This is a genomic window from Fundidesulfovibrio putealis DSM 16056 (assembly GCF_000429325.1).
In the GTDB taxonomy this organism is placed as follows: Bacteria; Desulfobacterota; Desulfovibrionia; order Desulfovibrionales; family Desulfovibrionaceae; genus Fundidesulfovibrio; species Fundidesulfovibrio putealis.
The window spans coordinates 1-11,469 of record NZ_AUBQ01000025.1 but is presented as its reverse complement, the minus strand read 5'-3'; the positions used below and the strand labels follow the sequence as shown (position 1 = coordinate 11,469).

Genomic DNA, 11,469 nt, shown 5'->3' with positions numbered 1-11,469 from the left:
TCATGGTGCCCGAGGCCGGACTCGAACCGGCACGACCCTTTCGGATCAAGGGATTTTAAGTTGCTGAAATCGTTCAATCTTATCCATGGCTTACCATGAACAATCGAGTATTATCAGATGGTTGAGTGTTCATGAGTTTTCACGAAAAATCACGGTTTTTCAGTCCGAGTGGAGCAAATTTGGAGCAAAAAAGACGCCTCTTTCTGACCGTCCGCCATGGGTTGATTTACCGGCCGAGACGCGCCTCCCTCCAATGCTTCCACTGGAGTTGCCCCCGATAAACCGGATACCCCGCTGCTGCTGACAAGCGGATGAACTCCCTGGGCGATAGCATCCGCATCCCCGAGACCGGCTTCCTGAACCCCCTCCCTACCCCCGGGCAGAAGAGCCTGGCAAGCAAAGCTGTCGGACTCAATGCCACCCTCGCCGACCAATATTTCTCACATTTTTCGAGCCTAGTGCCGTGTTGTTAAACACTCAGGCAATTCAATGCGATGCAACGTGTCGACAGAAAGTTGTATTGGAACATAGTGCTACGAGCAGGATCATATTGGATAATATTGGAAAATGTTGAACCATGTTGGTCCATGTTGAATTATACTAGAACATGTTGGATCGGAAATTATTTCCGCAACTTGACAAAATTCAACGACGTGCGTTTATGCCTCCTCATTCATTCGCTTCACAACAAATGAGGAGTATCCATGGTCACCCAACGTTTTTACAACATCGAAGAGCTGTCCACCATCCTGGGCAAAAGTATCGCGGCGGTCCATGGGCATCTCGCCCGAAAGCAGTATGACGCGGTTCCACCCCCGATGAAGTTGGGCCGCCGCCTGGCTTGGATGGTGGAAGCCGTTGATGCGTGGATCGATGCCAAGGCCGAGCAGGCCGACATCAAAGCGAACGTCGAAAGAGGTCACTCTGTGCCCCCTGTCAGGCGTCGCGGCAGGCCGACAAAAACGGAACAGAGGGCCAGGGGCGGGAAATGAGCAGCAGGTCCGCTGTGCGCTCGCTTCCTTGTTCGAATCAGGAAACAACCCCGGATGAATCGGTCGGCCTCAACCTCAAGGAATGGCCTCGGTTCTCGTTTGACGCTTGCCCGGGCATTCTGGGGGAATTCGTGCGGTTGGCGACAAGCGACAGCGAAGCCGATCCGGCGGCGGTGTGCATCACCACATTGGTGCGCTTTGGCGCGGAGGTGTACGGCCACACGACCAACCAGGGTCCTCACATCTACGTGGGCGAGACCATCCACCCTCCGCGCCTCTTCGCCGTGATCTGCGGCAATTCCAGCAAGGCGCGCAAGGGCACGTCCCGCCATCCAGTCACCAAGCTGTTCGGACGGGAGCACTGCCAGCCTGCCGACCTGAAAACATGGGGAGTGCCCTCCCCCGCCCGAGAAAGCGGCGGTCCACTTTCCACAGGCGAAGGGCTTGCCAACCATGTGCGCGACGAAAACGAGGATGAACGCGAGCAGCGGCAGCGGCAGAACTCAACCGAGCCCCTCCGGGAGGCGGGCGACAAGCGGCTCATCATCATTGACGAGGAGTTCGCCAGTGGCCTGGCCTGCACCAAACGCGAGGGCAACACGCTGTCCATGGGCATCCGTTGTTTCTGGGATTCCGGCGACTATGCGCCGCTTACCAAGAACAATCCCGTGGTGGTGCGGGGAGCGCACATCAGCATCATCACCCACATCACCATGCAGGAGCTTGCCGTATGCCTGGGCGAGGTGCAGGCCGTGAACGGCTTCGGTAACCGGTTCCTCTGGATATGCGCCCGGCGCTCCAAGCTGGTGGCCTTGCCGTCCCGGATGCCGGGCCAGGAGCTTGCACCCTTGCAGCGCGAACTCTGGCGTCTCGTGGGCCTGGCTCAGAAGTGCGGCACCATGACCATGACCGGCAAGGCCCTGGAGCTCTGGGAACTGATTTACCCTGAACTCTCCCAGGAGCACATGGGCTTGGCCGGGAGCATCATCAACCGCGCCGAGGCTCAAACGCTCCGCCTGGCGCTCGTCTACGCCCTGTTGGACGGTCAGGGGCAGGTGGGGGACGCTCACCTGCGGGCAGCCCTCGCCATGTGGCGCTACGCCCAGGAATCCGCCCTGTACATCTTCGGCGAACGAGCGATCGACCCGTTGGAGGAGAAGGTCCTGGATGCCCTGAGGGGCGGCCCCCTCTCAGCGACCGAACTCAGCGCGGTCTTGAGCAGGCACGTGTCCCGTGAACGTCTCCAGCCGCTTCTGCAACAACTGGAGGCTCAACAGCGCATCAGTATCACGAAGCTGAAGAACGGAGGCCGCCCACGGATCATCATCACCCTGCGCGAATTAAGCGAAAAAAGCGAAATAAGTGTGGGCGACGCATGAGGCTTTTTGCGCTTTTTTCGCTTTTTTCGCCCGGGTGGAGTTTTCCAGGCGTGCCCGGGCTCATCGGCGGTATCGCGGAGAGCCAGCCTACCCGTTGTGGGCACACGCTGACGCGGTGCCCCCTGCCGGGGCTGGCGAGGGCGTGCCGCCCTTCGAACCCTGCCAGAGGCGAAATGCCGGAATGCAGTTGACGCCATGAAAGAGAAATCAGAGAGCCGCACGGCCTGGATCAAGCTGCGCGTCGCACCCACCGAGAAGGATGCAATCACGGCCAAGGCGAAAGCCCAAGGACAGACCGTGACGGACTTCATGCGCCAGCGAGCCTTGGACTACCGCCTTCGCCAGACGCCGCTGGAGAAAGAGCACATTCGCCAGCTTGCCCGGATCGGAGCCAACCTGAATCAGCTGGCCCGGTGGGTCAATACGTACAAAAGCCGGGCAGAGGCACTCCGGGTGCTGGCCGCCCTCCTCAGCATCGAAAGGGCGCTTAAGTGCTCCTCAGGCGCGGGAGGCAATGGTCGGCAAGCCTCTTCTCTCCCTTTGGAGTAAAACCCTCTTCGGAGACGCCATGTACATGAAAGTCTTCCCGCACGGCCAGGGTGGGGGCGATGGCCCGACGCACTATCTTGTGCGCCCGGACTACCCGGACCGGGACAAGCATCCGCCCGAGGTGCTGCGCGGTGATCCGGATCTGACGCGGGAGCTGATCGATTCCCTGGACACCAAGTGGAAGTTCACGGCGGGGGTGTTGTCCTGGCACCCGGACGAAAGCGTGACGCCCGAGCAGGAAAAGCGCGTCATGGACGACTTCGAGGCCGTGGCCTTTGCCGGACTGGAGCCGGACCAACGGAACGTGCTCTGGGTACGGCATCGTCATGCGCGACACCATGAGCTGCACTTCGTCATCCCGCGCGTGGAGCTGTCTAGCGGCAAGGCGTTCAACCCCTGCCCGCCTGGCTGGCAAAAGCATTTCGATGTGTTCCGCGACCTGCACAATAATCGGGAAGGCTGGGCCAGACCGGAAGATCCGGCCCGCGCCCGCCTGCACACGCCAGAACACGCGGACTTGCGCACGGCTCGCCTGATCCGCTGGGGCAAAACACCCGGCAAGGACGAACGCGTGGAAGCCAAGGACGCCATCCACGCCTACCTGGTCATGAAGATCGAGGAGGGCCAAGTCGTGAATCGCGCTGACGTCCTCACGGTCTTGAAAGAGGCGGACCTGGAAATCAACAGGGCTGGCAAGGATTACATCACCGTCAAAGACCCCGTGAGCGGCGAGAAGCTCCGCCTCAAGGGAGGTATCTATGCCGAACACTGGCAACTCGCTGGCATCCCTGGCGGAGCGCATGAGGTTCAAGGCCGAACAGGACCGGCAGCAACTCGAAGCCCTGACCCAGCGACAGTTCGACGCCTTGAGCGAGAGCTTGCGGCGATCATCGACCGCCGCGCTCAGTACAACCGAGGCCGCTATCCAGGACGCGCTTGGACGATTGGAGGCGAACATAGACTCACGCTGCCAGACCTTGAGCAGGACCTTCGGCAGGAAGTGGCTGCAAGCCCTGCTCCTGGGCTTGGCCCTTCTAATGGGAACCGTCCTGGGCGGCTGGGGCCTGCTGGCAATGCTCCAGAGCAAGGCCACGGCCTTGCAGAACGAGATTCAGGACCTACGGGCAGACAAAACGGCCTTGGAAGCGACCGCCGCACAATTGAGCGAACGTACTTGGGGCTTGAAGCTCCTGGAGAATCAGGAAGGGCGGTTCATCATTCTGCCGCCGAAGACGACCCCCAAAACGGGATGGACCGTTGGCAAACAGCAAGCCGTGAAGCTGGAGTAAGCTATGACAGAAATCGAACGCCTTCTCACGGACACCCTGGTCACGTTGGAGCAGGAACTACGCCAAGCGCAGGAAAGCCAAGGAACGATCTTGACTGGTCAACAGCAGACCATGGCAAAGCATGTGGATATCTTACATCAGCTCCAGCACCAGGTCGCCCACCTGAACGCCCAACAACACGAATCAGCGCAGTACTTGCAGCGCTTGAGCGCTATACACGAGAATTTGGAGCCCTTGCTGGCACGATTGAATTGCATCTTGAGCGACAGGCAGAAAAGGTAAAACATTCGCACTCTAACGAATTGGACCAATAAAGACACCGCACCACTTCTCTTCGGCTTCATTCCATGTAGGTAAATCATGGGGGGAAATGCTAACGACAGCCGGAATGACTGAGACAGCATGTTTTCTATGATCCCAGATCCTTGTAAACTTTCGCTCAATGTAACAAATTTTCAGGAGTTGTGTCTCCGTTCACCTCGCCGAATCCAGCTGTTCTCAACATCTAGTGTCACGAGAGCTGGAGCAAAGGGAAAATGATAAGAGTTATCGATCTTGAAATTGATGAGCTTGATTATCAAATGCAAAATGAAAATTTTGATTGCAGATTTTCAAATAATGAGTAGAGAAAATGAACGTAGTAAACTAAGACATCAAGAATAATTCGGAGTAGAATGTGAAACTTATTCTCATTTGTATTTTACAAGTTATCGTCAGCACGTGTATTTACTCGCCTGAAGCAGAAGCTGCCGAGGAATCGTCATGCAAACATTATGTTATTGAATTTCAAGAAACCGTAAAAAAAGTCCCAGCTGCCATATATTTCGGATCGACAAAGATAGGTCAAGTAGATCCGTTGAAGGATCAAAGCTCGAATTCCAAAAATGTTTCGATATGCATAGATGGTGGTCATTCAGGGACAATTGAGAAGAACACAGTCTGCTATGTTTCGGATGATCAGATAATTGTTTACAATGTCTGGTCTACCGGCATTGACCTAAAAGAAGGTGACTCTATTAAAGGATTTACAAGTCGAATTGGATTGTTTGCCTACGAAGCCCAAGAGATATTGGTGCTGCTCCGAGATGCTGTAATGGCTTTTGCTTTTGAGTGGATTGGTAAGCTTGCAGGAGAAGATTCTGCGGTGAAAACTAAAAAGGTATACGATTTGCTCGTCAAATAGACGACGCTTGATCGCTTGAGGGGGTGATTGCAATGTTTGCAGCCAGATTACTTCCGACTATCCTGATTGTTCTGCTTGGGATGTTGGCAGCAGGTTCGATCTGCCTTGCGGATGATCACCGCGATCATGATGGACATAAAAATAAGAAGGATGGCTATCATGAAGCTGACCATGGGAAAAATGATGATGAGGCCGCAGAGGACAGGGAAAGAGGTGGTGAAGAAGCTGGTGTTGTGGCGGCGATTGTATTTTCTGTGGCCAACGCAACCGTAGCATTTAGCATTCTTCGGAGATTATTTCTTCGAATTTCGCCCAAGAACGTTAATTTTAATAATAATCTTGTAAAAGCAGACGTCTACCAAAAGAAACTCTTTCTTCCCTTGCATTACTATCTAAATTTGGTTGGCGTCGGCATTGTACTGTGGCATTGGTTCGCGCTAAGATGTGAAAAGTCAGTCATCCCTGAAGTCGGAGCTGTGCTTCTAATGCTGCTCTGTGTTTTGGGCGTGATTGTTAAGTTCAAGTTGTCAAAAGGATTGCTGGTTCCATTTGCAAAAAGTATTCACATGAGTTCAATAAGTGCTGCAATCATAATAGCAACGCTTTTTGTTGGTCATGTGGCTGTAGATTAAGTTTAGGAGTTGTCGACTGTGTGTAGGCAGTCGCCAGATTGGCACGACGTTTGCATTTTATGTTCCGGAGGTGCGTATGCATATATTCACTGGCGGAAACATACTGTTACAAAAAGTGGCAGACCTTCGTCTACAGCAGCAAAACATAATTTCGTCAAACATTGCCAATGTTAACAATCAAGCATACCGGCATAAATCGCTAGATTTTGAAAGTCAGCTCCAAGCCGCATACCACGCTAAGGGAAGCCCTCTTACTACAACTGATCCAGATCACATGGGAAGTCAAAAATACACTGGGGTTAAAGGCGAAATTGAAACTGAGTTCAAACCCAAAATGGTTCACGGTCAAGATTCTGTCGATCTAGACAAAGAGATGACTGAGATGGCAAGCAACGCACTGCAATTTAGTGCCATGATGACCTTGATTCAGAAAGATTTTGCGGGAAAATTTAAGTATCTGGAAGAGTTCTCTAAATAGTACAAACGCACTCAACAATTAACAAGTTAGGAGGCTTTGTGAACTGCCCGCATTGCAATGTGACGTTGGTTATGGCCGATCGCTGTGGTGTTGAAATAGACTACTGTCCACAGTGCAGGGGCGTATGGCTCGACAGAGGGGAGCTCGACAAAATAATCGAGCGTTCCACGCAGGTGAATTCGTCTCGCCCCGCTCATGATGTTCAAGTACAAAACCACAACGGATCACCACATGAAAAATATTTTTCAAAGCACGATGACCATGATCATCATGATAAGCATGGAAAACACGGAAAGAAAAAGTCGTGGCTTGGAGACATCCTCGACTTTTAAACATTTTTGATAGGATTTTGTCAATGCTTGAAATTGGAAGGTCGCAACAGCGGGCGATTAGAATTTCTTTTGCCGCGGGCGTGATTATTTTACTGTTTAAATTCGTTGCGTACTATGCAACGAATTCTGCGGCATTGCTTTCTGATGCCTTGGAATCCATAATCAATGTCATAGCCAGCGCATTTGCCATGTGGAGTATCCATCTGGCGAAAACTCCACCAGACGCGAATCATCCCTACGGGCATGGAAAAGTTGAATATTTTTCCGCATTACTTGAAGGAGTTTTGATAATAATCGCAGCGGGCTGTATCTTGTATACTGCCTTTCCAAAGATTTTAGAGCCAGAAGAACTCACTCGCCTTGATTATGGTCTTTTAGTTTCCGTGGTAGCATCAGCGATGAATTTAGCACTGGGGTTGTTTTTAATAAGGCAAGGGCGATCAACTAATTCGATTACCCTCGTAGCCGACGGGAAACATGTTCTCACTGATGTCTACACCACTGCTGGCGTTTTGATTGGCCTCGCCGTAGTATTGCTCACGAATTGGCTTTGGATGGACGGGCTGATCGCTTGCATCGTTGCGATTAATATCCTTTGGACGGGGTATGGACTTGCCAGGGAATCAGTTAAAGGTCTTATGAATGAGGCTGACCACACGTTGGTCAAAGAAATTTGCACTCTTTTAAATAGTAACAGACGTTCTGAATGGATTTCAGTACATAAGCTCCGTGCTTGGCGCGCAGGGAGATTTATTCATATTGATTTTCATCTTGTTCTGCCGAAGCAACTCTCATTTGAGGAAGCTCACAGTGTGGTTGCTGACCTCGAATCTCTTTTTGGAAGGAAGTATGATGGGGTCGCAGAGGTAATGATCCGGACTGACATGTGCGATTACGATTTTTGTTCAATGTGTTACTATGAAAAGTGCAAAGAGGTAGGTGCGAAAACGCCCCAAAACCCATGGGATGAGCAAGTTCTTTGCTCAGACTTTAACAAATAACCGTGCTCTATTAATTCTTTGTCAATGGGAATTATTGGGGAAACAGAGCTGTTGTTTGTACAGTGATCATCTGGCACACTCCTCGAGCAACTGAAGAGGATCTGTCCTTGGACAGGAAACTTACTGCAAATCTGGCGATCCTTGTACTTGCTGCTGCGGCGTGCGCCGGTGGATTGCTGGCCTATCAGCTTGGGCGAACGGATTGGGCCAAATTGGCGTGGACGGCAGGCTCGGCCCCTGTCCTTGTGAGCCTCCTTGTTGGCATGGTCACTCGCCTGTTACGGCGTGACGCAGGGCTGGACATCATAGCATTTCTATCCATCGGAGGTGCGCTGATCCTTGGCCAACACCTTGCTGCGGCAGTAATCGCCTTGATGTTCGCCAGTGGGCAAGCCCTTGAAGGTTATGCGGAGACTCGGGCTCGACGGGAAATGTCAGCGTTGTTGAGCCGAGCCCCTAGAACGGCCACCAAGTACGACACAACAAATCTGGTTCAGGTCCCCATCTCAGAAGTGCGTGTGGGTGACCGTCTTCTTGTCCGTCCCGGGGAGGTCGTGCCGGTCGACGGGATTGTGGCCGCCGGGACGGCTGTGCTTGATGAAGCAGCTCTAACCGGCGAACCATTGCCCATCCGTCGCGAGCCGGGTCACTCCGTGCAGAGCGGCTGCATAAATGCGGCTGGGCCATTCGACCTGGTCGCCGCAACCTCGGCCGAAGAGAGCACGTTTTCTGGGATTGTGCGCCTCGTCGAAGCGGCCCAGCGGGCCAAGGCCCCTGCCTCTCGCCTAGCCGACCGTTACGCTTTGCTTTTCGTCCCGATGTCGATCGTAGTCGCAGCTGTCGCCTGGTTGCTGTCCGAGGACCCCATACGGGCACTCGCGGTTCTTGTCGTCGCCACCCCTTGCCCTCTCATCCTGGCAGTGCCCGTCGCTGTTGTCTCGGGGATGTCGCGTTGTGCCACGCGAGGTGTTTTGATCAAAGGTGGCGGTATTCTGGAAAGATTTGCCCAGGCGCGAATGCTCTTTTTCGATAAGACAGGTACGCTTACTCAGGGGCAGGCCCGTCTCATTTCCATCGAATGCGGACCTAACTTTTCCGCAGACGAAATTCTCCGCTTGGCAGCCTCGCTGGATCAGACATCACAGCATGTGCTGGCGGACGCGGTAGTCAGTCACGCGCGAGCGCGCGACTTGGAGTTGACCCTGCCCTCTGAAGTCGATGAGAAACCCGGTTCCGGCATCACAGGCATGGTTAACGGCAACCTGGTTGTTGTTGGCAGCCACGCATACGTTCGTGAAAGAGTTCAGATGGCTGCATGGACCCCTCACTTCATCAAGCGCATGGGTTACGAAGGTGCCACAGGAGTCTTCGTGGGCATCAACGGCAAGATAGCCGGAGCCATGCTCTTAGCAGATGAAATCAGGCCCGAGTCGGCGCGGGCACTTCGCCTTCTGCGCAAGGCCGGGATTGAACGGATCGTCATGCTCACCGGCGACTGTCGTGAGGTAGCAGAACCAATCGGCGAAATCCTGGGGGTGGATGAAGTCCTGGCTGAGCAAACGCCTGCTGGCAAATTGGAAGCGATAAAGCGTTCGTTGAAATATGGTCCGACGATCATGGTCGGAGATGGAGTGAATGACGCTCCAGCCCTTGCAGTGGCCGATGTCGGGGTTGCCATGGGAGCGCGTGGTGCGGCCGCCTCATCTGAGGCCGCCGGTATCGTGCTCTTGATCGACCGACTGGACCGGGTCGCCGAAGCATTGCACTTCGCCAAGCGCACTCGGGCGATTGCAGTGCAAAGTGTCCTGGCGGGCATGGGATTATCAATGATAGGCATGCTCGTCGCTGCGCTTGGGTTCCTGCCCCCAATTGCTGGCGCTCTCTTCCAGGAGGCTATCGATGTAACAGTGATTGTGAACGCTCTTAGGGTGTTGAGAATACCACCTCTGCGTAGAGGCCAAGGCGTGCTTGAGATCAATGAAGCGAATCGCCTCAGGACCGAACATGTGGAGTTGGCATCTCTCATTGACCGAATTCGTACCTCAGCCGACAGCCTCTCGACGGCCGCTATCGCCAAAATTCGCACCGACCTGGTCGAGCTCGACGCACTCTTACGTGAACGCTTGCTGCCACATGAACGACAGGACGAGGCAAAGGTCTATCCAGCAGTCGCCCATATAATCGGTGGCGAAGACCCAATGGCGATGATGAGCCGAGCGCACCGAGAAATCATCCGACTGTCGACTTTGTTCCATCGCATGATAAAGGACTTGCCGCCAGAAGGCCCCGATGCTCGCTTGATACTTGAATTCCAGCGTGTTCTTTATGGTCTCGACGCGATCCTGAGGCTGCACTTTGCCCAGGAGGAGGAGACCTACCATAGCCTCGCGGATACCGCCTGACGCAACCCAATCAATATGGTCTGTAGCCGGGGGATGTACAAGGTCTCCCCGTATTTATCCTCTCTTCATCCCAGCCAACCTGTCAGCCAACCGCGCCGTCCTTAGGTGCGTGTACCGCGCCAGCATCTGAAGCGTCTTGTGTCCGGTGATGGCCTTGATCTCCATGACGTCCAGGTCAGTGTGCTCGAAGAAACGGCTGGTGGCCTCGTGACGCAGGTCATGGAAACGGAGGTCTTCGAGCTTGGCCTTTCTGCAAGCAATCCTCATGGCCGTCGTGATCTGTTGCTCGGTGAGGCCGAACACCGACCTCTGATCGATGCTTCGCGGTTGCTCGCGAAGGATGGCCAGCGCGGTGGGGCCGAGCGGGACCGTGCGGGGTTCGTTGTTCTTCGTTTCCGGCAAGACCACATGGCGGCCTCCCAGGCTGACGTATTTCCATTCAAGCACCGCGATCTCCTTCCGACGCATGGCTGTTTCCAGCGCGAATTGGATGACCGGCCTGAATCGCGGCGACGCGGCCTCCTGCAAGCGCTCCTCTTCGCCCTCCTCAAGGCGTCGATCGCGGCCCTTGCCGGGCCTGGGCTTGGCGGCCAATGACACAGGGTTTTGCAGGCTTTCCATGCCCCAGTCCGAGCGGGCATAGTTGAAGAGCTTGGAGAGCACGGCGAAATCCAGACGGATGGTGTTGCCGCTTACGCCCTCAGCTTCCCGCTCCCGCCGGAAGTCGGCAATGTCTTTGGCCCGGATGGTGGCCATGATCCGGTGGGCGAGGGGCCTCCTTTGGATGAATCGGGCGCGGTCAATCTCCCGCTTGGGATTTTTCAGGCGCGGGACGTACTCTTCGATGTAGCGATCGAGGCACTCGCTCAGCGTGTATTGCTCGGCCTCCTTGGCGGATACAAAGAGGCTTCTGTTCATGTTGGTCTCGACGTCCTTGGCCCAGGCTTCCGCCTCAGCCTTGGTGTCGAAGGTCTTGCAGGTGGTGGGGTAGCCTCTTTTGCGGATTCTGGCCTCCCACTGGAAGGGGCCGCGTTTGCGCAGTGTCGCCATGTCTCGCTCCGTTTTGCTCCACTCTTCTCGGCAACAGGTGGAGCAAAATTGGAGCAAAAAGTCAAACAGGCCGATTTTCCGCCTTGGGAAATCGGCCTGTTTCATGTCTAACATATTGAAATCATGGTGCCCGAGGCCGGACTCGAACCGGCACGACCCTTTCGGATCAAGGGATTTTAAGT

At 54.4% G+C, this 11,469-nt stretch carries 11 protein-coding genes; 9 read left to right on the top strand and 2 right to left on the bottom strand.

The annotated features are described in order from the left end of the window. Window positions 1–659: 659 nt before the first annotated feature. Entirely contained in the window at window positions 660–923 is a 264-nt protein-coding gene (locus G453_RS28155; protein ID WP_156920990.1) for a hypothetical protein, read from the bottom strand. Between the two features lie 200 nt (window positions 924–1,123). Here G453_RS28155 and G453_RS0116640 point away from each other — a divergent pair, with 200 nt between their 5' ends. From G453_RS0116640 to G453_RS0116610, 9 genes are all read left to right on the top strand, one after another. After that, the gene (locus G453_RS0116640; RefSeq protein ID WP_235731792.1) at window positions 1,124–2,371 is read left to right on the top strand and encodes a DUF3987 domain-containing protein; all 1,248 of its coding nucleotides are present in this window, start codon (window positions 1,124–1,126) and stop codon (window positions 2,369–2,371) included. A gap of 195 nt (window positions 2,372–2,566) precedes the next feature. Then, complete coding sequence (locus G453_RS27435) at window positions 2,567–2,920, top strand: plasmid mobilization protein (RefSeq protein ID WP_235731791.1); 354 nt, start codon at window positions 2,567–2,569, stop codon at window positions 2,918–2,920. Between the two features lie 19 nt (window positions 2,921–2,939). Further along, the gene (locus G453_RS28895) at window positions 2,940–4,523 is read left to right on the top strand and encodes a relaxase/mobilization nuclease domain-containing protein (protein ID WP_235731790.1); all 1,584 of its coding nucleotides are present in this window, start codon (window positions 2,940–2,942) and stop codon (window positions 4,521–4,523) included. A gap of 362 nt (window positions 4,524–4,885) precedes the next feature. Next, window positions 4,886–5,392 (top strand): hypothetical protein, encoded by a 507-nt coding sequence (locus G453_RS28150; protein ID WP_156920989.1) that lies wholly within the window; start codon window positions 4,886–4,888, stop codon window positions 5,390–5,392. A gap of 32 nt (window positions 5,393–5,424) precedes the next feature. Further along, on the top strand, window positions 5,425–6,024 hold the full coding sequence (locus tag G453_RS28145; protein WP_156920988.1) for a hypothetical protein: 600 nt from the start codon (window positions 5,425–5,427) through the stop codon (window positions 6,022–6,024). Between the two features lie 76 nt (window positions 6,025–6,100). After that, window positions 6,101–6,502 (top strand): flagellar basal body rod protein FlgB, encoded by a 402-nt coding sequence (gene flgB / locus G453_RS0116615; protein ID WP_027191952.1) that lies wholly within the window; start codon window positions 6,101–6,103, stop codon window positions 6,500–6,502. A 38-nt stretch (window positions 6,503–6,540) separates the two neighbouring features. Further along, window positions 6,541–6,834 carry a TFIIB-type zinc ribbon-containing protein gene (locus tag G453_RS27425; RefSeq protein ID WP_084502463.1) on the top strand — a complete coding sequence of 98 codons (294 nt, stop codon included), beginning with the start codon at window positions 6,541–6,543 and terminating at the stop codon, window positions 6,832–6,834. A 23-nt stretch (window positions 6,835–6,857) separates the two neighbouring features. Continuing rightward, window positions 6,858–7,835 carry a cation diffusion facilitator family transporter gene (locus tag G453_RS27420; protein WP_084502461.1) on the top strand — a complete coding sequence of 326 codons (978 nt, stop codon included), beginning with the start codon at window positions 6,858–6,860 and terminating at the stop codon, window positions 7,833–7,835. A 62-nt stretch (window positions 7,836–7,897) separates the two neighbouring features. Next, window positions 7,898–10,237, top strand: a complete 2,340-nt coding sequence (locus G453_RS0116610) for a heavy metal translocating P-type ATPase (RefSeq protein ID WP_205620080.1) — start codon at window positions 7,898–7,900, stop codon at window positions 10,235–10,237. A 54-nt stretch (window positions 10,238–10,291) separates the two neighbouring features. On the opposite strand, the gene G453_RS0116605 is transcribed toward G453_RS0116610, so the two are convergent. After that, window positions 10,292–11,287, bottom strand: coding sequence for an integrase (locus G453_RS0116605; RefSeq protein WP_027191950.1), 996 nt, complete (start codon window positions 11,285–11,287; stop codon window positions 10,292–10,294). Window positions 11,288–11,469: the final 182 nt, after the last annotated feature.

Bases quoted from the DNA above. Each gene is read 5' to 3' on its own strand.
- G453_RS27435 (WP_235731791.1), top strand. From the start codon at position 2,567: ATGAAAGAGAAATCAGAGAGCCGCACGGCCTGGATCAAGCTGCGCGTC.
- G453_RS28145 (WP_156920988.1), top strand. From the start codon at position 5,425: ATGTTTGCAGCCAGATTACTTCCGACTATCCTGATTGTTCTGCTTGGG.
- G453_RS27420 (WP_084502461.1), top strand. From the start codon at position 6,858: ATGCTTGAAATTGGAAGGTCGCAACAGCGGGCGATTAGAATTTCTTTT.
- G453_RS0116605 (WP_027191950.1), bottom strand. From the start codon at position 11,287: ATGGCGACACTGCGCAAACGCGGCCCCTTCCAGTGGGAGGCCAGAATC.
- flgB (WP_027191952.1), top strand. From the start codon at position 6,101: ATGCATATATTCACTGGCGGAAACATACTGTTACAAAAAGTGGCAGAC.
- G453_RS28895 (WP_235731790.1), top strand. From the start codon at position 2,940: ATGTACATGAAAGTCTTCCCGCACGGCCAGGGTGGGGGCGATGGCCCG.